The following is a 21,451-nucleotide window of genomic DNA, read 5'->3' on the forward strand; positions in this document are numbered from 1 at the left end:
ATATTTTGTGACGGTAATGCACTATTTTGCGAACGCGTGATCATTGGGGTCGGGCGAATGGTTCCGGCAGAGCTAAAGAGCCGACATGTAGGAGCCAAAGCGCCCGTTCGCAGACCTCGTCGATTGGTTCACTGAGCGTGTAGGCTCGAACTTTTTCGTTGGAATGGGCCTGCTTTTGTGGCCCTGATGGAAAGCATCTGATTCTGCAGGAGAAAGGCATGGCAAGGGGCTTTGTGACGGCCGAAGAGGTTGCAAAACGCGCGGGCGTCTCACGCTCGGCGGTCTCGCGAACCTTTACGCCCGGAGCCAGCGTTTCCCAGGCTGTGCGCCGCAAGGTTCTCAAGGCCGCCCGGGAACTCGGCTACCGGGTCAACCGGCTGGCGCAGGGGCTGAACAACGATCGCTCCAATCTTATTGGAGTTGTCGGCGCCAACCTCAGTGCGCCCTTTCACGCAAAACAGCTCGATCTCTTGAGCATCGGCCTGTTGCGCCGCGGTCTGCAGTGCCTGTTGTTGAATGCCGCGGATGCGCGAAAGGATATCGCGCCGCTGATTGAACTGCTGTTCGAGTTTCGGGCGCAGGCGATCATCGTCCTTTCCGGAGAGCCCCCGGAATCGATCGTCGACCAGTGCATTGCCAACGGCGTGCGCCTGATCCTGATCAACCAGAAAATTGATCGCACCGACACCAGCATGGTTTTGAGCGACGATTCCCGCGGTGCGGATCTTGCTGCGCTGCGCCTGATCGAGGCGCGCTGCAAGAAGGTCGCGGTGATTTCGAGCGGCAGCCAGACCCCCGCCCAGGTCCGTCGCACCACTGCCTTCCAAAAGAAGATGGCGACCGCCGGCGTCGAAGTGGTCGCCTGGTCGGGTGGCACGACGAGTTATGAAAGCGGCTACCAGGCTGGCTGCGAAGTGCTCGTCGACGAGACCATCGACGGCGCGTTTTGCGTGACCGATCTCCTGGCTCTCGGCTTTCTCGACGCGGCCCGCACCGAAATGCACCGTCGCGTGCCGGCCGATCTTTCCGTCGTCGGCTTCGACGATATTCCGCAGGCCGGGTGGAAGAGTTACGAGCTCACCACGGTTGCGCAGTCCTTTTCCGCCCTGACAGAGCATGTTCTCGAAGCGCTGGAAGCAGACGAGTTGGAAACGCGACTTCAGGTCGTTCCCGTTACGATGGTCGAGCGCAAGACCGCCCGACGCTAGGCCTGATTGCTTACGAGACCGCCTGCCGGATGCGGCTGTCGATCAACAGCCCGCTCTGATCAAGAATGGGGTGCGCGACGGTTGCGATATGCGCGTTGATGCGTTTGAGGTCGCGCAGCATGTCGAGATGAAGCGAACTGGTTTCGATGCTTTCGGCGCGGCCGTCGCGCAGGCGCTGCAGGTGCCGCTCAGCCGACTGCCGCTCCAACCTGCGGACATCTTCCTTGGCTTCCACCAGGCGCCGCGCCATCGCGTTGTCGCGTGTGGCAAACACGGCCTGGGCCATGCGCAGATTGTCAATCGTGACGGCGAAGAGGCGCGACAGCTCATCGTGCCCATCGGAGGAGAAAGTCAGGCCGCGGGCGATCTTCTTTGCAAGTTCGGCAAGAAGTCCCTTCTCAATGATGTCGCCGATATGCTCGAGGTTGATGGCATAGTCGACGATATCCATGGCGCGGCGGCGCTGTTCCTCAGCGATTTCGCACTGGCCGACACGCGAAACATAGACCTTGATCTCGTGTTGCACGCGATCCACGCGTCCTTCGAGCGTGCTGATCGCAGCAAGTCTGGAAGGATCCGTCTGCTGCAGGGCGTCGTTTGCTTCGACCAGCATGCGCTCCACCAGGTCGCCGACGCCCAGCACTTCGCGGCTTGCGCCGGCAAGCGCTGCGACCGGGGTGTCAAGATCGTTCTGTTGCAGGAAAAGCGGGCCGTCCGTCGCCTTCGGCTCGTCCGGCAGCAGGCGCATGGTGAGACGCGATAGTGGCCGAGCAAGTGGAGCGGCCAGAAGCGCCAGTGCGAGATTGAAGGCGAGATGCACATCGACCGGCAGATTGCCGCGTGAGACAGGCAACCGGTCGATTAGTGGGGCGACGTATCCGGCGAGCGCCAGAGCAGCCAGGCAGCCGACGGCCCGCACGATCAGGTTGCCGAGCGCAACCCGCCTGGCGCTCGCCGCAGCCTTGAAGGTGGCCAGAACCGGAGGCACAGCACCGCCGAGATTGGCGCCGAGAACGAGGGCGATGAGCAAGCCTGTCGAAAGGCTGGCAGAGGTCGCAAGCGAGAGGATCAGCACAACGACTGCCAGGCTCGACGACGCAAGGGCTGCGAGGCCTGCCGCAATGACGAGCGCCACCGGCCAGGCATTGTCGAGCATCCCGAAAAAGGCAGAAAGGGCGGCGGAGGTTCGCAACGGCTCGGTCGCGCCGCCAATCAGATGTAGCGACAGCAGCATCAGCCCGATGCCGACGAGGGCGGCGCCTGATCCCTTGCGCGCGTTCGAGTTGCCGCGCCCGACAACGAAGCCGCAAAGCAGCAAGAGCGGCGAAAGCCAGCCGAGCCCCAGAGCCACGATCCAGGCCGTCATCGCCGTTCCGACGTTCGCGCCGAGAAGCACGATCTGCGCCATGCGCGGCACGACGAGATCACGCTCGACGAAGGACGCGACCATGAGAGCGGTAGCGGTGGAGCTCTGGAGAGCGATGGTTGCAATGAGGCCACTTGAAAACGAACGAAGTCCGTCACGCGTCCCGGCCGCCAGTCCGGCCTTCAGACGCGTGCCAAACGCGCGTTGCATGCCGTCGCGAACCTGGCCAAGGCCGAACAGGAGGAGCGCCATTGCGCCGAAGAGGTTGATGCTGACGATTGCAGTGCTCACGGCCCCCTCCCCAATGCTGATTACTGCCGGCTGCGCAGCAACTCCGCTCGAAAGAGCTGCTGAAAGGAAGCATAGGTCTCAAAGCCGAGGTCGCTGACGAGCCGCATGACCGTCGTCGTCGAAACGCCACTGCGCACCGCCACTTCCCGTGCGCTTGAAAAGGCGACGTCGTACGGATGGGCAAGCACGAATTTGGCCACTTCCAGACGGCCACCCTTCAGGTGGCGCCGGCCCAGGCGGCAAGATTCCCGCAACTCGATGAAGGTCGCCGGCGGCGCGGAAGAAGTGGCCGTGGAGAGCGACGGGTCCATGGTCAGGCAGCCTCTTCGGTGTCGGAATTGTTTTCGATACGGATGCGCAGGCTTCCCGCTTCGGCACGGTCGAGGAAGGCGTCGAAGGCGCCGAAGAAGATGGCGAGAAATCCTGATGTCGATCCGTCCCAGCCGGTCGCGGGCGGGCGACCGAAGTGTCTGGCGAGCAGACGATAAAGCGCGCGGCGCGGCTGAGCGATCTTGTCGAGCGCCAGCACGCCGGCCTGGCGCAGGCAGTACCAATCGGCGATCACCTCGATCATGTCGAGGCGGCCGGCGTCCTCAGGGATAGCGATCAATCCTTGCACGGAGGCGTTCGTCGTTTCGCCGGCGTCGAGCATCAACTTGTAGACGGCAGCGACCGAAAGCCCGGATATTTCTTGGACGACCTTGGCGGGCCATTCCTTCAGAAAATAGCGATGCTGGACCAGGGCGCGCTTGTGTGCCTTCAGGAAGGAGCCGTAGTCCGCTGCGGCGAAGGCTGGATCCGCATCATCGCCGGCGCGCGCCGCCTCGCGACGATAGGCGCGCAGCACGCGTTGGTCGACGGTCATGTCTGACAGTTCAACGGTCTCGATGGACGACGCCGATTGAGACGGTTCGACGATCTTGAAGGCTGGTGGAAAGGCCACGAGCGACGGAACTGCGACATTGATGAGCGAGCGGCTGCCGCGAGCGCGACGCGTTACGCCTTCGACATGCAGGTGCCCGCTAAAATGCAGCGTCATGCCGGCGGTGATCAGTGCATCTGCGACCGCCTGCTGCGGCGTCCGGCGGGCGATGTTGGTCTCGCCGAAAAGAACGCTTTCGGCTCCGGTTGCGCCGTCGAAGGGGTCGAGCACCGGATAATGCGAGAACGCGAGCAACGTCTTTCCGAGTTTCGCTGCGCGCGCGGACACGTCGGCAATCCAGTCGATGATGAATGGCTTCAGCCTGATAAGCGCGTTCCAGCCCGCGCCGGTGCTGTCGACGAAAGCGGTTTCATCGCCTTCTTCAAAGTGGCCGTCGCGCGGTTCGAAGATGTTGGCGTCGATCATCAGCAGCCAGAGACCTGGCTCCGGCTCAACGAGATAGGAGGCATCCATCAGCCGGTAGCAATTGCGACCGTCCGGAGACGAGACCGGATAGAGCCGATCCTCGGCGCGATCTGAAGCGCCGAACGGGGTTTCCCAATGGAGATAGTCCGGCCGTCGGAAGTAGCCATGACCAGCCATGGGGGCGAGGCCCGCCGGGTATCCCTCGCAATACATCCGCGGCGTCGCGTAACTGCCGGGGCCTGCCTTTCCTGCGTCGCTGGTGACGAAGACCCTGGCGTCGATCCGGTCGAGAAATTGCTTGGTGTGGTGCCGCCCCTTGGGTCCGAAGATGTCGTGGTTGCCCGGAAGCGCATAAAAGCGCGTGCCATAGGTGCTCTCGTGCCCATCGAGAATGGTGCGCAGGCGCGCCGTTGTCTGCCTTTGCCCATCATCCGTGTAGTCACCCAAAAGGACGACATGACGGATGCCGCGGCGCGCGACCTCCGCAAGCGCCTCGTCCAGGGCCTTGGCGCTTTCGTTGAAGACGCGGGTGGATTCCCGCGTGTCGGTCCAGCTTCTGACCGCCAGTTTATCGCCGTCGATCTCTATCCCAGGGAATTCGAAGCCGCCTGCAAGATCATGGAAATGCGCGTCGGCGATGACCGCGATCCGCGGCAAATCAGACATTGGCCTTCCCCTCCAGGCGGGAGGCTTCGACGAGGTCGATCCAGGCCGAAGCGCGGCGGGCTGCTTCATAGAGCATCGGCTTCGGCGTCTCGAACCATTCATCCGGCCGCAGTTCGCGATGCTCGCGGATATGGGCGACTGCTGCGTCGAGTGTCGGAAACAGATGCGGCTGCTGCTTGTGCAGGAACAGCGCCACCAGCGATACGGAGCGGCTGCGCCCGCCGCGGCAATTGACGAGGATGTTTCCGCCGTCGGCAAAGGGATAGGTTGTGCGCTTCGGCATCGTCTGGCGCAGCGCACCGTCGAGAATGTAGTAGGCGCCGAGCATCATCGTGTCGGGGCTGCCGTCACCATCGATCATGCCGAGCTTGTAATAGCGGATGGCCGCATAGCCGCTTGCGCAAAGGTCATCATTGATGCTGACCTCTTCTTCGCGCACGAGGTTGATGTCCAGGTTGATCGCGCAATTGACGACAATGGAGATCCCGTGACGCTTGAGCAGGTCGAGGTCACGCGCGCCATCACTGCCGCCGATGTAGAGATCGGCGCTGTGCGGCCCGAGCTCTGTGGCGATCAGGCTGATAGCGGGCCGGGTATAGACCGGTGCGTCCATTGGATTTCCTCTTTCCTATGCGAACGGGTGGTAGGCGTCGTCAGGCTACCGCGATTTCAGGCCAGCTGGAGCTCGGCGGCTTGTTCGCTTGCCCGCACCGGGATGCCTGAAGCCACACTCACGCCGCTGGCGATCGCCGGTGTCGATGCAAGCACAGGCCCGCCTTCGAGCAGGCTGCCGATCTCCATGAAGGGACACACCGTGCCGCCCGCCTCGGCGACGAGCAACAGTCCGGCAAGGCAATCCCACGAGTTCATGTGCAGTTCGACATAGGCATCCGAGCGACCATCCGCGACATAGGCGAGCGCCAGAGCTCCCGAAGCGCCGCGCCGCACATTGGCGCCCTTCTCCAGCATCTGTCGCATCGTCTCCAGATAGGTCTCGTCCGGTACCCGCCGCGACCAGCCCATTTCGACCGAAGCGGCATCGAAAGTCGCCGTCGACGAGACCGTGATGGCTTTATCGTTGAGGGTTGCACCTTCTCCCCGGCGGCAGAAGTAGAGTTCGTCGTGGGCCGGATTGTAGATTGCGCCGATCTCCGCCCGCCCGTGCTCGACATAGGTTATGGAGATGCAGAAGTGCGGGATCCCGCGCGCAAAATTCGCCGTTCCGTCGACGGGATCGACGACCCAGACGCGATCGGCAATGGTGCCGCCACCCTCCTCGCCGAGGAACGCATCGGCTGGAAAATGAGTGGCAATCGCGGCGCGAATATGGGCCTCGGAGGCCGCATCGGTTTCCGTCAGGAAATCCTGTGGGCCTTTCAGGGAATAACCACGCTCGGCGCTTGCCTTGAAACCCTCGAGCACCAGGGCGCCGGCAGAGCGGATGACATCCCGACACAACAGGGCCCGCCCGGAAAGGTCGTTCGAATAGCGCGGCTTGTGATCGTTCATCGGCGAAGCTCCATTGCACACGCGTGCATATTTGCACGCGTGTGCATGCGGTGCAAGTCGAAAATGCCGGTCCGTGCCAGGCAGGCGCCCGCAAGATTGATCGGTCGTCGCGGCCGCACTCAGGTGGGCATCTGCGGCATTTCTGCAATATCCAAGCAGACGCGGCCGACGTAGTGTCCACGCGTCGAATCTCAAGGCAGGGTCGAATGACGACGATCACGATACAGGAAGCGCTCGACCGAGCGGGCACGGGCCCCTACCAGCGGCGCCTGATGGGCATATTCGGCCTGGTCTGGACGGCCGATGCCATGCAGGTACTCGCCGTCGGGTTCACCGCCGCCTCCATTGCCGCGACATTCGGCCTGACGGTTCCCCAGGCGCTGCAGACGGGCACGTTCTTTTTCCTGGGCATGCTGATCGGCGCCGTCGGCTTCGGCAGGCTTGCCGACCGGATCGGTCGCCGGCGGGTCCTGATCGTAACCGTCGCCTGCGACGCGGTCTTCGGCATCCTGTCGATCTTTGCTCCGAATTTCGCAGTCCTGCTTGTCCTTCGGTTTCTCACTGGCGCTGCTGTCGGCGGCACACTTCCCGTCGATTATGCGATGATGTCGGAGTTCCTGCCCGCGCGCAGCCGCGGGCGATGGCTGGTGATGCTCGAGGGCTTCTGGGCTGTCGGCACGCTGATCGTCGCTTTGGCGGCATGGCTTATCTCTCTTGCCGGCCTTGCGGACGGATGGCGCTATATCTTCGCCGTCACGGCCGTTCCGGCAGTCATTGGCGTCGGACTTCGCTTTCTCGTGCCGGAATCGCCGCTTTACCTGTTGCGCTCGGGCAAGGCGGAGGCGGCCAGGGCGATCGTCGATCGCATGCTGGTGGTCAACGGTCGGCCCCAACTCGAGCCGACCGTTTCGATCGCCCTGCCCGCGGCGACCGCCGATATCGGCATCTTTTCGAAGGACTTGCGTCGGCGCAGCCTCCTGATCCTTTCGGTCTGGTTCCTCGTCTCGGTCTCCTATTATGGGGTCTTTACCTGGATGCCGCCGCGGCTTGCCGGCGAAGGCTTCGGCTTCGTGCGCGGCTACGGCTTCCTCGTTCTCATCGCTCTGGCGCAGATCCCGGGCTATGCCCTTGCCGCCTACGGCGTCGAGACGTGGGGACGGCGCCCGACGCTGGTCGGTTTTTGCTTGCTGTCTGCCCTCAGTTGCCTGTTGTTCGTCGTCGCGGATGCGGCCTCGGTCGTTGCTGCCGCATTGCTGATCATGAGCTTTGCGCTGCTCGGCACCTGGGGCGCACTCTATGCCTATACGCCGGAACTCTATCCGACCGCCTCGCGCGCGACCGGCATGGGGGCAGCCGGCGGCATGGCCCGGCTCGGTGGCCTGCTTGCGCCATCGCTCATCGGCTTGCTGGTGGCGAAGGGCTTCGGCCTGGCGATCGGCACCTTTGCCGGTTTGCTGCTTGTGGCGGCGATCGCCGCTTCGATGATCGACGCGGAAACCCGCGAGGTGTCGCTGACCTGATGCGGTGCATTCTTTTCAGGGGCAGTTAGTCACTGTTGGGAAAACGGAACTGTGTTTCAAGGCGTTAGCCCCTCCCTTGCCTGTGAACAACCTGTGGACCGGCTGCGGACAACGCTCGAAGTTTTGCCGTGCGCTGTTCGATCGTAAAAGCGGTCGTAGAATGGCTGTGCGGTCAAGCTCACGACCGTTAGTGTAGCAACTATCTCATCGGGACCGGCACGTATGCCGGTCCCGATTGTCTGCCAGGACGGATGTTCTTGGCGGCGTCCCCTCCCCCCCACACACAGAACGCCTTTTTTGGCGCCGTTTGGCAGCTCAGGCTGACGACCGCGCTGCACGTCTTCCGTTTATGCATAGCTGCATTGCACAATAAATGTTTTCCAGCTGGTCAAAAATCAGGCATAAAGCACACAGCTGATGCACATGGCGGGTCTCCTCCCAGTCCGCCGCAGCAGCTGTTCCCCTCTGGAGGTTTTTGACCTTCACACCTTTATGGGCCGCGGTCTTCCGCTGGCCCTTTTTTCTTGCCCGAACGACGCCGCACGGCCAGGCACTCTGCGCCCCAAATCTGCTGACGCTTCGTGCGCCATCCGACGCAGCAATTGCGTTTCGGCAAAAACCTGCTCTGTAATAAAGCCGATCGTCATATCGCTGGAGGCTACGGCTGGTGGAACCGACACATTTGTTCGAGTTGGTGATCGGCATGTTCGTGGCGATCATCGCGCTGCATTATGTCGCCGACCGCTTGGCGCTGCCGCCCTCGGTGGCACTTTTGACCGGAGGAGCTCTGCTTGCCTTTGTCCCCGGCCTGCCGACGATCGAGGTCGACCCCGAGCTCGTGCTCGTCATCTTCCTGCCGCCCCTGCTCATGGACGGCGCCTGGACGATCGCTCTCGGTCGCCTGCGGCGCCATTCGATCGGCATCGCTTCGCTTGCGGTTGGGGCCGTGTTTTTCACCTGCGCCATCGTGGCAATGACGACGCATCTGCTCTTCCCAGCGCTGCCGCTTGCGGCCTGCGCCGCACTCGGTGCGATCGTCGCGCCACCGGATGCCGTATCGGCCCGTGCCGTCCTTCAACGCGTGCGGCTGCCGCGGCGGCTACAAATCCTGCTTGAAGGCGAAAGCTTGCTCAACGACGCAAGCGGCCTCGTGCTTTTTCGCTTCGCCGTCGCCGCCGGTGTCACCGGGGCGTTCAGTGCGGGCGAGGCCGTGGGTAACTTCTTCCTGCTGGCGATCGGCGGCGCCCTTGTCGGCATCGTGATCGGTACGGGCTGGGTCCAGCTTGCGCGTCGGCTTGGCGACGAATACCTGATCATCGCCGCGACGGTGCTGCTTTCCTGGACCTCCTATCTCGTCGGGGAGTTCCTGCACGTCTCCGGGGTCATCGCGACCGTAACCACGGGCCTCATCGCAAGCTGGCATCAGCACACGGTGCTGTCCGCCGCGACCCGCATGCGGGGAACATCGTTCTGGGAGGTGATTGTCTTTCTGATGGAAGCCGCCGTCTTCATCCTGATCGGTCTGTCGCTTCGCGGCGTCGTCGAGCGCGGCGGCGGCTTCGAGACGGTCGCGGCAACCCTAGCGTGGCCCATCGTCGTCATCCTCGTCGCGCTCACCCTTGCACGTTTCGTCTGGGTGTTCGGGTCAGATCTCGTGATCCGGCTCGGAAATGCGCTCGGGGTCAAGCGTTACAGGCCGGTGGGCGCGCGTGGCGCGACCGTGCTTTCCTGGGCCGGCGTTCGCGGCGTGGTGACGCTCGCGCTTGCGCTGAGCGTGCCCGAGGGTTTCCCCGGCCGGGACTTCATCCTGGTGACCTCCTTTGCCGTGATCCTTGGAACAGTGTTGATCCAGGGAACGACGCTCGGGCGCGTGATTGCCTGGGCGAGGCTCGTCGAGCCTTCGTCTGAAAAGGCGCCCCTCACCTTGAGCCAGGCCGAGGCGGCGATGGCCCAGGCGCAGCTCGTCACCATTCAAAGCCGCGCCTATGACACGGCGGGCAATCTCATCCATCCGCAATTGCTTGACCGCTATCAGCGCCGAGCGGTTTCGATCGTCGACTATGCCGCACGCACGGAGCATTACACGCCGATCCTCCACGCCCATTTCGATGTCGTGCTTGAAGCGGTCGCGACCGGGCGGCGCGAACTCATCCGGCTTCATCGCGCCGGCGAAATCGACGATGAGACGCTGCACGAACTGGAGCGGGATCTCGACCTTGAGGAGTTGAGCGCAATATCTGCCAAGGCGTGAGCCTCCGGCCGACCATTTCTTTCCATTTTCTCCTTTGACCTGCGGGGCGGATGTCCTAGATGTCCGCCAATTGGCGCCAAGTATCGAGGAGCTTGAGAGCGATCAAAAAGTCAAAGGCGCCGAAATCACCGAAACCGAAGACGCTGTTGCAGAAGCTGGCTGCCTCGCCCGAGAAACTGTTTTCGGGTTCGTTTCGCCAGCAATGCGCAGCGCTTTGCTATCGCTGCGCGCCTGACGGCGCAATCGAGATCCTTCTGGTGACGTCGCGCGACAGCGGTCGCTGGCTCATTCCAAAGGGCTGGCCGATGAAACAGAAGGAAGCGCACGAGGCCGCAGCGATCGAAGCTCTGCAGGAGGCCGGTGTTCGCGGGAAAGTGCGCAAGAAGCCGATCGGCAGCTACACCTACTTGAAGATGCTCGACGACGGCGACGTGGTGCCCTGTATCGTCGATATCTTCCAGATCGAAGTGACCAAGCTGGCGGAGAAATACAAGGAGAAAGGCGAGCGTTTGCTCGCCTGGGTGAGCCCCGATGAAGCGGCACGGCGCGTCCGCGAAATCGAGCTCAAATCGCTTCTGGTCGACTTCAAGCCGCGGTGAGGTCGTGCTCGGGCCTGATCATGTCCGCGGACGATAGCCGCGCTGCCGCTTGCTGCGCGTCAGATCGAGGAAGAGTTTGACCGCCTCCTCCTCCCGCGCGAAATGGTGCACCATCATCTGTCCGTGACTTCCGATCCGTCCCCAGCGCCGCGTCAGGCAGGCCTCGCCCAGAAGGGACATGGAGATCTGCATGGAGTAGTAGCGCGCCATGTTTCTGGCCGCATCCCTTCGCTCGACATAGATCTGATAGGGTTGAACGATCGTCATGCGCGAAGATTCGGCGATCAGCGCGCAGAGGTCCAACGAGAGTTTTGAATCGATCAGGGGTGACCGATTCATTTTGGTGATCTGTCACGATCCTCGACGCGATGGGCAAGCGGCTGACGGGCGCGCCGCTAAAGGCCACCCAGACAAGCAAAGGCCGGAGCGGCAGGGACCGTTCCGGCCTTCGAAAATCTGAAGCCTTGGTTAGCCGGCGAACGTGTAGTCCGCGATCGACTGCGGTTTCATCTCGATCGAGAAACCCGGCCGCTGTGGCGGCATATAGGCGGCGTTCTCGATGACGCAGGGATCGAGGAAGTGTTCGTGCAGATGGTCGACATACTCGATGACGCGACCATCCTTCGTGCCGGAAACCGCCAGATAGTCGATCATCGACAGATGCTGGACATATTCGCACAAGCCCACGCCACCGGCATGCGGCCAGACCGGCAGTTCGTATTTCGCCGCAACGAGCAGCACCGCCAAAACCTCGTTGAGGCCGCCCATGCGGCACGAGTCGATCTGAACGATGTCGATCGCGCCCTCCGCAATGAACTGCTTGAACATGATGCGGTTCTGGCACATCTCGCCGGTCGCGACCTTCACCGGCCCGATCGCTTCGCGGATCTTGCGGTGACCGGCGACATCGTCGGGGCTGGTCGGCTCTTCGATGAAGAAGGGCTTGGCAAAAGCGAGCTGCTTAACCCAGTCGATCGCCTCGCCGACCTCCCAGACCTGGTTGGCGTCGATCATCAGGTAGCGGTCCGGGCCGATCACCTCGCGCGCGATGGTCAGTCGCCGGATGTCGTCGGCAAGATCGCGGCCGACCTTCATCTTGATATGGTTGAAGCCTTCGTCGATCGCCTCTTGGGCGAGCCGTCGGAGCTTGTCGTCGTCATAACCGAGCCAGCCGGCCGACGTCGTGTAGCAGGCGTAGCCCTCCTTCTCGAGCGTCGCGATGCGCGCGGCCTTGCCGGGTTCGGCCTTCTTGAGGATCGCGACCGCTTCGTCACGGGTCAAAACATCCGTCATGTAGCGGTAGTCGACGATGTCGGCGATCTCTTCCGGCGACATCTCGGCGACAAGCCGCCAGACGGGTTTTCCCGCTTCCTTGGCAAGCAGGTCCCAAACGGCGTTGACGACGGCGCCGGTCGCCAGGTGCATCGCGCCCTTTTCCGGACCGATCCAGCGCAGCTGGCTGTCGCTGGTCAGGTGCCGCCAGAAACGACCGGGATGGGCGAGAATGTCTGAAGTATCCTGGCCGACGATCAGATGCCGCATGGCTTTGATCGCCATGCAGCAGATGTCGTTGCCGCGGCCGATGGTGAAGGTGAGACCATGGCCCGCAAGTCCCTCCCGATCGGTGTCGAGGATGACATAGGCCGCGGAATAGTCCGGGTCCGGGTTCATCGCGTCGGAACCGTCGAGGCTCTGCGAGGTCGGAAAGCGCAGGTCGAAGACGCGCAGATCAGTAATGCGGGTCATGGTCACTCCAGTCTTATGATCAATCGTCCGCGCGCACGGACTGCTTCTGGCTGCCGAGGCCCTTGATGCCGAGTTCGACGACGTCGCCGGCCTTGAGGTAACGCGGCGGCTTCATGCCCATGCCGACGCCGGGCGGCGTGCCCGTCGAGATGATGTCGCCCGGCTGCAGCGACATGAACTGCGACAGGTACGAAACGAGATAGGCAACGCCATAGACCATGGTCTTCGACGAGCCGTTCTGCATGGTCTCGCCGTTGACCTTCAGCCACATCGGCAGGTTCTGCGGATCGGCGATCTCGTCCTTGGTCACGAGCCACGGGCCCGTCGGGCCGAAGGTGTCGCAGGACTTGCCCTTGGTCCACTGGCCCTGGCGCTCGATCTGGAAAGCGCGTTCGGAGACGTCGTGCACGGTGCAATAGCCGGCGACATAGTCGAGGGCCTCGGCTTCGGTGACGTACTTCGCGTTGCGGCCGATGACGACGCCAAGTTCCACTTCCCAGTCGGTCTTTTCCGAGCCGCGCGGGATGATCAAGTCGTCGTTGGGACCGACGATCGCCGAGGTCGCCTTCATGAAGATGATCGGTTCGGAGGGAACCGTGGCGCCCGTCTCGGCGGCATGGTCGGAGTAGTTGAGGCCGATGCAGATGAACTTTCCGGTACCGGCAACGCAAGGGCCGAGCCGCTGGTTGCCGTCGACAGCCGGAAGGCCGGCGAGATCGAGCGCCTTGAGTTCGGCGAGTTTGTCCGGGTCGAGCGCCGCACCGGAAAAATCGGCGACGTGGCCCGAGAGATCGCGCAAGGTGCCGTTCGCATCGAGGATGCCCGGCTTTTCCTGGCCCGGGAGGCCGTAGCGAAGAAGTTTCATGTGTCTGCTTCCTGTGTTGTCAGATGGTCCAGCCGCCATCGATGGCATAGGCCTGGCCGGTCGTATAGGTGGCGCCCGCGAGATGGACGGCAAGGTCGGCAATCTCTTCCGGCGTACCGAGGCGCCCCATCGGCTGGCGTGCGATGAAGGCGGCGCGCGCCGTTTCATAGTCGCCCTGGGCGCGCATGCGCTCCTGCAGCGACGGGCTTTCGACAGTGCCCGGGCAAATCGCGTTGCAGCGAATACCCTCAGAGACATAGTCGGCGGCAACGGCCTTGGTGAGACCGATGACGGCCGCTTTGGTGACGCCATAGGCAAACCGGTTTGGCACGCCCTTGATGCTGGAAGCGACCGAAGCCATGTTGATGATGGCGCCGTCCTTGCGCTGGAGCATCGCCGGCAATACGGCGCGGATGGTGCGGATCATCGCCTTAACGTTGAGGTCGAGGGCGAATTCCAGATCGCTGTCCTTCATCTCCAGGATCGAGCCGGCATGGACGAACCCGGCGCAGTTGAAGAGGACATCGACGGCGCCAATCTTGGCGACCAGTGCTTCGACGGCTTGCGTGTCCAGCACGTCCAACCGGTGCGTCTCGACATCGGCTTCCTTGGCGAGCGCGGCAAGCGCATCCGCATTGATATCCGTCGCCTGTACTTTCGCGCCGGCCTTTGCGAAGGCCAAAGCCGAAGCGCGGCCGATGCCTTGGGCAGCAGCCGTAATCAGGACGACCTTGCCTTTAAGATCCGCTGTCATTCTCGATCCCTCATGCTTTGCGTTCGACGACCAGGATATGGTCGGCGGCGAGAACGACCTCGCCACGCTGGTTGATAACTTCACACCGTTCCACGACGCGCCCCGCCTTCGGCCGCTTCGGATCGTCCTCCTTGGCGGAAATCGTGACGCGGGTCCGGATCGTATCGCCGATATGAACCGGACGCACGAAGCGCAGACGATCATAGCCGTAGGAAAAGGCAACCGGATTGATCAGCGAGGCGGTGAGGCCGACGCCAATTGAAAAGATCATGGTGCCGTGGGCAATGCGCTGGCCGCCCGGAAGGGTCTTGGCGAACTCCGCGTCCATATGGTGCGGAAAGAAATCACCGGTATGGCCCGCATGGACGACAAAGTCGGTCTCGGTGATCGTCCGGCCCGTCGTCAGCCGCTCGTGGCCGAGTTCATAGTCTTCGAAATGGATGATCTGTTCTGACATCTCAGCGTCCCGGAAGCGGTGCGATCGCCGTTGCCGGCGTGGTACTCGATTGATAGGCGGCCTCGACCAGGGCCATCGTCTGCCAGGCGTCCTCCACCGAGCCGATCAGTTCCTGGTCCTCGCCTGTCGCAAAGCGCTGCAGGTGGGCCATGCGGTTGACAAAGGCGTCGGGGAACCAGGCACCTTCGAGCGGCACGGAAACCCACTCGCTGCCATCGGCGGGCCTGATCCAAAGCTCGTCCGGCTCGCCCTTGGGATAGTCGAGATTGACGCCGAGCTTCACATAGGCAGCACCCGACGTACCCGAGATGCGGAACTCGCAGGCCTGGAACTTGCGGCCGAAATCATGGTCGTGATTGACCGAAAGCACGCAGCGCACGCGATCACCATAATCGAGGATCGCAGCCGTGCGGGTCTGGGCGACCTCGTGGTTCGGATGGCCGATCGTCTTGGCATGAACGCCTTGAGGATTGCCGAGCAGGCCGCGCACGAGATCCAGGTAGTGGATCGAGTGCATGGCGATCTCGATGCGCGGCAGGCCCTTCAAGAAAGGCCACAGGCCCCACGGGGTCGCAAGTGCCAACCAGGCGTCGAAATCGACGACCTCGCCGAGGTAGCCCTTGGCGATGGCATCCTTCAGCGCCAGCATCATCGGCGCGAAGCGAAGCTGGAAATTGACGGCAGCCTTGAGCTTGCGCGTGCGGCAGATTTCGAGGATGGCAGTCGCAGCTTTGAGATCCGAGCCCATCGGCTTCTGGATGAGGGCAGCGCCGCCGACCGGAAGCTTCGCAAGGATGCTGGCATGGGCCGCTGGCGGGGTCGCCAGATCGAAGATCGCATCGGCGACGGCAAGCGCATCCTCTTCCCGTTCGAAAGCGGGAATGCCCCAGGCGTCGGCAAGCTTCGCGGCCTTCTCCCGGTCGGGGTCACAGAGGCCCGCAACCGGGAAACCGGCCTGGCGATAGGCCGGCAGATGGGCGTCTCCGACGATGCTGCCGGCGCCGAAGATCACGATCGGCCGGGGCTTTTCCGGTTTCGGCCACCACTGCCTGAGCGTGGCCGGATCGAAGTTGTCAGCCATTGCTGTTGACCTTGCCGTCGTGATGGAAGACCTCTTCCATCATCGCCCACCACTCGCCTTCTTTCCTCGTCTCAAGCGGCTTCTGGCAGGGCATGCAGACCGACCACCATTCCTGGTTCTTCGGGTGTGCCGCCATCTTCGCCATATCCGCCTTAAAATCCGAGCCGACATACTCCCAGTACCCGAAGAGCAGGTTTTCCGGCTCCTTGAGGAAGATCGAGTAGTTGGTGACGTTGCACTCGGAAATCAGCGCGAGGATCTCCGGCCAGACGGCGGCGTGCAGGGCCTTGTATTCTGCGATCTTCGAGGCCTCGAGGCCGATCACCATTCCCATCCGTTGCATCTCGAATGCCTCCTAGCCACGAAACTCGCGAGTAAACTCGTCGATCGAGCGGGCGCGTACGGCATCCCAGTCCCAGGAAATCCCGATGCCTGGCTCGGACGGCGCTAGCGCGCGGCCGTCGCGGATCTCCATGCCCTTGGTCGTCAGGTCGTCGAGCTGCGGAATGTACTCGACATATTTGCCGTTGGGCACGGCGCAGACGAGGCTGACATGCAGTTCCATCAGGAAGTGCGGGCAGACCGGAATGTCGAAGGCCTCGGCCGCATGCGCCACCTTCAGCCACGGCGTGATGCCGCCGATGCGGGCAACGTCGACCTGGACGATCGAGCAGGCGCCCTTCTGCATGTATTCGCGGAAGTGGCGGATCGAATACATGGATTCGCCAACCGCAATCGGCGTCGGCGTCGAGCGCGTCAGCCGGATATGGCCGTCGAGATCGTCGGCCGGCAGCGGCTCCTCGATCCAGGCAAGGTCGAGCTCCTTCAGCCGGGACGCGCGGCGGATCGCTTCGTCGACGGTGAAACCCTGATTGCAATCGGTCATGATCTCGAAGCCGTCGCCGAGCGCCTTGCGCATCGCCGACAGACGCTCGTAATCCTCCGAACCGTGCGGCTTGCCGATCTTCACCTTCGAGCCGGAAAAGCCCTTGGCCTTAGCTTGGAGCGCGTCTTCGACCAGCGCTTCCTTTTCGATGTGCAGCCAGCCGCCCTCGGTGGTGTAGAGCGGGCAGCTTTCCTTGGCGCCGCCGGCGAGCTTCCAGAGTGGCAGCTTCTGCTTTTTGGCCCGCAGGTCCCAGAGCGCCGTATCGACGGCAGCCAGGGCCAGAGCGGTGATCGCGCCGATGGTCGTTGCGTGCGTGGCAAACTCCATCTTGTGCCAGATCGCCTCGATGCAATCGGCATCCTCGCCGATCAAGATAGGCACGAGGTGATCGGACAATAGCCGCATCACCGACGAGCCGCCGGTGCCGATCGTGTAGCTGTAGCCCGTGCCCGTCGCGCCGTCGCTGTCGGTGATGGTGACGATCGGCGTTTCCTGGCTGACGAAGCTCTGGATCGCGTCGGTCCGCTTCACCTTCGGCGGCAGGTCGACCATTCGCAGTTCGATTTTCTCAATTCTTGCCATGTCAGCCTTCCAGAGCCTTGCCGGTATCGATGTCGAAGAGGTGAGCGCGAGACAGGTCGAAGCTCATACGCACCTTTTCACCTGATGTGAGCGGGCGCGGATTGAGCATGCGCGAGACCCAGTCGCGGCCGTTGAACTGGATGAAGACCAGCGTCTCGTTGCCGAGCGGTTCGGTGATCGACACCGGCAACTCGATCTCGTGCACGGCTGACGGATCGCCGGCATGCAGGCCATGGCCGCTCGGATAGATGTCGTCGGGCCTAAGGCCGAACGTGACCTTCTGGCCCGGGCGCAGTGTCTTGGCAAAGCGCGGCGGGATCGGCAGGCGCGCGCCGCTGGCAAAGACAAGCGTCCCGTTGTCGACGATCGCCTCGTCCATGTTCATCGGCGGCGAGCCGATGAAGCCGGCGACGAACTTGGTGGCAGGACGCTGGAACACCTCTTCGGGTGTGCCGACCTGTTCGATATAGCCGTCGCGCATGATGACGATGCGGTCCGACAAGGTCATCGCCTCGACCTGGTCGTGGGTGACGTAGATCATCGTTGCCTGCATGCGGGCATGCAGCTTCTTGATCTCGGTGCGGACTTGCGTCCTGAGCTTCGCGTCGAGGTTCGACAGAGGCTCATCGAACAGGAAGACGTCCGGCTGGCGCACGATGGCGCGGCCCATGGCAACACGCTGGCGCTGGCCGCCGGAAAGCTGCGACGGGCGGCGTTCGAGCAGATGGCTGAGATCGAGGATGGCCGCCGCTTCGTCGACACGCGTCTTGATCTCATCGGCCGAGCGCCCGGCAATCTTCAGGGAAAAGCCCATGTTTTCGGCGACCGTCATATGCGGATAGAGCGCATAGGACTGGAAGACCATGGAGATATTGCGCGCCCGCGGCGGCAGGTCGTTGACCTTCTTTCCGCCGATTTCGATCGCGCCGTCGCTGACGTCTTCGAGGCCGGCGATCATGCGCAGCGTCGTCGACTTGCCGCAGCCGGACGGGCCGACGAGCGCGATGAACTCGCGGTCCTTCACTTCGAGGTCGATGCCGTGGACGACCTCGAGCGCGCCGTAGCGCTTGACCAGTTTCCTGAGTGTGACAGGAGCCATGAACGATTATCCTTTCACCGCGCCGAAGGTGAGGCCCGAAACGAGGTGCTTCTGAATGATGAAGGTAAGGGTCAGCGCCGGGATGATCATCACGACGGCGAGCGCACACATGCCGCGCCAGTCGATGGTGAATTCGGCGGTGTAGTCGAGCAGCCCGACCGGGAGGGTCTTGGAATTGACCGAGCGGGTGATCTGCGAGGCAAGCGCATATTCGTTCCAGGAGGTCAGGAACGCGAAGATGCCGGCGGAGGCGATGCCGGGACCGGCGAGCGGAAACTCCACCTGCCAGAAAGCCTGCCAGGGCGTGCAGCCGTCGATCTGGGCGGCCTCGGCGAGATCCTTCGGCACTTGGCGAAAGAAGCCGTCGATCAGCCAGATGGTGAAGGGCACGTTGAGCGCCACGTAAGTCAGGATCAGCGAGAAGTGGGTGTCGATGATCCCGGTGCGGGCGTAGAGCATGAAGAGCGGCAGCGAGAGCGCAATGCCAGGCACCGCGCGCGTCAGCATGAAGCCGAGGAAGATCGCCGACTTCGCCTTGAAGCGGTAGCGGGCAAACGCGTAGCCGCCGGCCATGCCGATCGCGAGCGCGATCACCGTCGAGGTCACCGAGATGATCAGCGAGTTGCGGAAATAGTCCCAGACGGGCACGCCACCCTGCCCTGCGCCCGAAAACATGGCGCGATAGGCATCGAGCGAAATGCTCTCGGGGATCCAGACCGGCGGTTTCGCCATGATCTCGACGGTCGGGCGCAGCGACGACAGCACGATCCAGAGGCCAGGAAGGCAGATCACGGCCATTGCGAGGAACAGGCCGATCAGGTGCACCGTCTTCAACAGGCGGCGGCGCAGGCGGTGCGAAGCGTTGATATCCATTACCACTCGGCTCCGATCTGCTGGCGCGCCGCGGCGAGCTTGCGGAAGAAATAGACGGTGAAGACGATCGACAGGAGGATCGCGACATAGGCCATGGCGTTGGCGAGCCCCATGCGAGCATCGGCGTAGGCCGTGCGGCCGACAAGCGTCCACAGCAGCTCCGTGCGCTTGGCCGGGCCGCCATCGGTCATGATCTTGACGATGTCATAGGCGCGGGCGACGTCGAGTGAGCGGATCGTCATGGCGATGAAGGCAAATGGCATGAGATAGGGCCAGGTGACATAGCGGAAGGTCTGCCACGGCGTACAGCCGTCGACATGGGCCGCCTCCACCGGATCCTTCGGCATGGCAAGCAGGCCGGCAAGGATCAGGATCGCAAAGACCGCGGTCGAGGACCAGACTTCGGCGATGATGATCGAAAGCAGCGCCAGATTGCCGTCGATCAGCCATGGGATTGCCTGATCCGTCAGCCCCAGCGACTGCAGCGCATTGTTGACGAAGCCGATATTGTCGTTGAACAGGAACTTGAACTGGAAGCCGACGAGCACCGGCGAAAACATCATCGGAAACATCATCATGGTGCGCAGCAGGCGCTGACCATGGGTTGCCTTGTTGACGAGCAGGGCCAGCCCGAGACCGAGCAGCATTTCGGCGTTGAGCGCCACCGTCAGCAGCAGCACGGTGCGGCCGAACGCGATCCAGAACTCGGCATTGCCGAGCACGGTTGCGTAATTGCGCAGGCCGACAAAGACCCACAGCGTCTCCGGTTTGGTCAAGCGGAACGGCGTGAAGCTCGAATAGAAGGAAAAGAGGAGCGGCAACACAATCACCGCCGCGAGCACGACAAAGGCCGGAAGCAGAAGCAGGGCCGGTGCTGACAATTTCTTGAGCTTCATCGGGCAGTCCTGGGGATTGCATGAAATGGCTGAGGCGGCGCCGGCGCCTTCAAGGCATCGGCGCCGCCTCGTTGTTATCGATCAGAGCTTGCCCGCGTCTTCGAGGATGCCGGTCGCCTTCTGGGCGGCGGCATCAAGCGCTTCCTTCGACGTCTTGTCGCCGAGGATGGCGGCCTGGAGTTCCGGGTAAACGGCGTTGGAGATTTCGATCCATTCGGCTGTCTTCGGAACCGGGAAGGCATGCTTTGCGGCTTCCTGGAAAGCCTGCAGCACTTCGGTCTTGTAGGCGTCGCCCTCGGCCTGCTTGATATTGTATTCCCAGACGGCAGTCCGGGTCGGCAGCGGGCCGGCAGCCGATTCCAGCTTCTGGCTGTCCTCGTTGGTCAGCCACCAGACGAGCGAAGCAGCTGCTTCCTTGTTGGCGCAATCCTCGGTGACCGAGAAGCCGTGATGGCCCGACCAGCCGGTGCGCTTACCGGAAGAACCGGCCGGCTGCACCTTGACGCCGACATTGCCGGCAACCTTGGAAGACTTCGGGTCGTTGAAGAAGCTCGCCCAGCCAGGCCAGTCGAGATTGAGGGCGATCGAGCCCGAGGCAAAGCCCTGGCCGAGGTCGTCCCAGAGATAGTTGGTCGTTCCCGGCGGTACGGCCTTGTCCTTGTAGAGCTTGACGAACCAGTCGAGCGCACGGACACCGGCTTCTGAGTTGAAGGCCGGGCGGCCGTCCTTGTCGAGATATTCGCCACCTTCGGCGACCAGCATTTCATAGAAGCGGCCGTTGATCGCCTCTTCCTTGCCGGCAAACTGCGTACCGTAGAAATTCGGCGGGGCGGCGAAGAACTCAGCCTGGTCGCTGACCTGAGCCCAGGTATCCGGCGGTGCGAGGTCGTAGCCGTATTTCGCCTTGAAGGCGGTCTTCTTGGCTTCGTCCTGGTAGAGGCTCTTTTGATAGTAGAGCGCCGACACGTCGAATTGGGCGCGCGGCAGCATCACTAGCTTGCCGTCGAGCGTCGAGGCGTCGATCAGCGCCGGCACGAACTTGGCGATCTCCTCCGGCGGCAAAAGCTGCAGCAGGTCGGTGTAGATGTCGGGGTATTGCGGCGCGAAGGAGGAATGGTTGGAGCCGACGCACCAGCTGACGCCGCCGGTCGCGATATCCGACTTGATCTCCTTGTCGAGCTCGAAGTGGTTCTTCTTCGACAGGATGTTGACCTTGGCGCCGGTCGCCTTCTCCCATTCGCCGATCCGCTCATACAGCTTTTCGTATTGCTGTCCGCCGATCAGCTTGGCGTCGATCGTGACGCCTTCGAACTTGCCGGGCAGTTCTGCGGCATTCGCCGCTCCACCTGCACAGGCAAGCATAACGACGCCGGCGGAGACGCCGGCAAGCAGCCTTTTCATGTCCACTCCTCCCGTGTTCACGCCCTCTTCCTGACGTGACGTTCTCATTTGTG

21 protein-coding genes are annotated in these 21,451 nt (G+C 62.7%); 4 read left to right on the plus strand and 17 right to left on the minus strand.

What is annotated here, in order from left to right; translation table 11 throughout:
* Positions 1-218: 218 nt before the first annotated feature.
* Entirely contained in the window at positions 219-1,208 is a 990-nt protein-coding gene (locus tag L981_RS18265) for a LacI family DNA-binding transcriptional regulator (RefSeq protein ID WP_043619339.1), read from the plus strand.
* 10 nt (positions 1,209-1,218) lie between these two features.
* Here L981_RS18265 and L981_RS18270 read toward each other — a convergent pair whose 3' ends face one another.
* Genes L981_RS18270 through L981_RS18290 form a run of 5 tightly spaced genes read right to left on the minus strand, consistent with a single transcriptional unit; the run spans position 1,219 to position 6,388 of the window.
* Positions 1,219-2,865: a Na/Pi cotransporter family protein gene (locus L981_RS18270; protein WP_043619341.1), complete on the minus strand. Its 1,647-nt coding sequence runs from the start codon at positions 2,863-2,865 to the stop codon at positions 1,219-1,221.
* Positions 2,866-2,885: 20 nt separating this feature from the next.
* Complete coding sequence (locus L981_RS18275) at positions 2,886-3,176, minus strand: MurR/RpiR family transcriptional regulator (protein ID WP_052201863.1); 291 nt, start codon at positions 3,174-3,176, stop codon at positions 2,886-2,888.
* 2 nt (positions 3,177-3,178) lie between these two features.
* On the minus strand, positions 3,179-4,879 hold the full coding sequence (locus L981_RS18280) for a metallophosphoesterase (protein ID WP_043619343.1): 1,701 nt from the start codon (positions 4,877-4,879) through the stop codon (positions 3,179-3,181).
* Positions 4,872-5,492, minus strand: coding sequence for a dual specificity protein phosphatase (locus L981_RS18285; protein WP_043619345.1), 621 nt, complete (start codon positions 5,490-5,492; stop codon positions 4,872-4,874). The genes L981_RS18280 and L981_RS18285 overlap by 8 nt, the downstream gene beginning before the upstream one ends.
* Positions 5,493-5,548: 56 nt before the next feature.
* A complete protein-coding gene (locus L981_RS18290) occupies positions 5,549-6,388 on the minus strand; it encodes an inositol monophosphatase (protein WP_043619348.1) in 840 nt (279 codons plus the stop codon).
* 206 nt (positions 6,389-6,594) lie between these two features.
* On the opposite strand from L981_RS18290, the gene L981_RS18295 reads away from it, so the two are divergent.
* The 3 genes from L981_RS18295 (at position 6,595) to L981_RS18305 (ending at position 10,758) form a co-directional block, all read left to right on the plus strand.
* On the plus strand, positions 6,595-7,908 hold the full coding sequence (locus L981_RS18295; RefSeq protein ID WP_043619350.1) for an MFS transporter: 1,314 nt from the start codon (positions 6,595-6,597) through the stop codon (positions 7,906-7,908).
* A gap of 667 nt (positions 7,909-8,575) precedes the next feature.
* Positions 8,576-10,159 (plus strand): Na+/H+ antiporter, encoded by a 1,584-nt coding sequence (locus L981_RS18300; protein ID WP_043619353.1) that lies wholly within the window; start codon positions 8,576-8,578, stop codon positions 10,157-10,159.
* Between the two features lie 92 nt (positions 10,160-10,251).
* A complete protein-coding gene (locus L981_RS18305) occupies positions 10,252-10,758 on the plus strand; it encodes an NUDIX hydrolase (RefSeq protein WP_043619356.1) in 507 nt (168 codons plus the stop codon).
* An 18-nt stretch (positions 10,759-10,776) separates the two neighbouring features.
* Here the strand turns inward: L981_RS18305 and L981_RS18310 are convergent, their stop codons facing one another.
* From L981_RS18310 to L981_RS18365, 12 genes are all read right to left on the minus strand, one after another.
* Positions 10,777-11,097 (minus strand): WGR domain-containing protein, encoded by a 321-nt coding sequence (locus L981_RS18310; RefSeq protein WP_082006078.1) that lies wholly within the window; start codon positions 11,095-11,097, stop codon positions 10,777-10,779.
* Positions 11,098-11,226: 129 nt separating this feature from the next.
* A complete protein-coding gene (locus L981_RS18315; RefSeq protein ID WP_043619358.1) occupies positions 11,227-12,504 on the minus strand; it encodes an L-fuconate dehydratase in 1,278 nt (425 codons plus the stop codon).
* 19 nt (positions 12,505-12,523) lie between these two features.
* Positions 12,524-13,369, minus strand: coding sequence for a fumarylacetoacetate hydrolase family protein (locus L981_RS18320; protein WP_043619361.1), 846 nt, complete (start codon positions 13,367-13,369; stop codon positions 12,524-12,526).
* A 19-nt stretch (positions 13,370-13,388) separates the two neighbouring features.
* The gene (locus L981_RS18325) at positions 13,389-14,123 is read right to left on the minus strand and encodes an SDR family oxidoreductase (RefSeq protein ID WP_043619365.1); all 735 of its coding nucleotides are present in this window, start codon (positions 14,121-14,123) and stop codon (positions 13,389-13,391) included.
* A 10-nt stretch (positions 14,124-14,133) separates the two neighbouring features.
* Positions 14,134-14,580: a MaoC/PaaZ C-terminal domain-containing protein gene (locus L981_RS18330; protein WP_043619367.1), complete on the minus strand. Its 447-nt coding sequence runs from the start codon at positions 14,578-14,580 to the stop codon at positions 14,134-14,136.
* Between the two features lies 1 nt (position 14,581).
* The gene (locus L981_RS18335) at positions 14,582-15,661 is read right to left on the minus strand and encodes a Gfo/Idh/MocA family protein (RefSeq protein ID WP_043619369.1); all 1,080 of its coding nucleotides are present in this window, start codon (positions 15,659-15,661) and stop codon (positions 14,582-14,584) included.
* The gene (locus L981_RS18340) at positions 15,654-16,004 is read right to left on the minus strand and encodes an L-rhamnose mutarotase (protein WP_043619371.1); all 351 of its coding nucleotides are present in this window, start codon (positions 16,002-16,004) and stop codon (positions 15,654-15,656) included. Before L981_RS18340 ends, L981_RS18335 begins: the two co-directional genes overlap by 8 nt.
* Before the next feature lie 12 nt (positions 16,005-16,016).
* Complete coding sequence (locus L981_RS18345) at positions 16,017-17,129, minus strand: mandelate racemase/muconate lactonizing enzyme family protein (protein ID WP_043619374.1); 1,113 nt, start codon at positions 17,127-17,129, stop codon at positions 16,017-16,019.
* A gap of 1 nt (position 17,130) precedes the next feature.
* The gene (locus L981_RS18350; RefSeq protein ID WP_043619377.1) at positions 17,131-18,228 is read right to left on the minus strand and encodes an ABC transporter ATP-binding protein; all 1,098 of its coding nucleotides are present in this window, start codon (positions 18,226-18,228) and stop codon (positions 17,131-17,133) included.
* Between the two features lie 6 nt (positions 18,229-18,234).
* Entirely contained in the window at positions 18,235-19,101 is an 867-nt protein-coding gene (locus L981_RS18355; protein ID WP_043619379.1) for a carbohydrate ABC transporter permease, read from the minus strand.
* Positions 19,101-19,997 (minus strand): carbohydrate ABC transporter permease, encoded by an 897-nt coding sequence (locus L981_RS18360; protein WP_043619382.1) that lies wholly within the window; start codon positions 19,995-19,997, stop codon positions 19,101-19,103. Before L981_RS18360 ends, L981_RS18355 begins: the two co-directional genes overlap by 1 nt.
* Positions 19,998-20,078: 81 nt before the next feature.
* Entirely contained in the window at positions 20,079-21,398 is a 1,320-nt protein-coding gene (locus tag L981_RS18365) for a sugar ABC transporter substrate-binding protein (protein WP_043619385.1), read from the minus strand.
* Positions 21,399-21,451: the final 53 nt, after the last annotated feature.

The sequence above is a fragment of the Ensifer sp. ZNC0028 genome (assembly GCF_000799055.1).
GTDB lineage: Bacteria > Pseudomonadota > Alphaproteobacteria > Rhizobiales > Rhizobiaceae > Ensifer.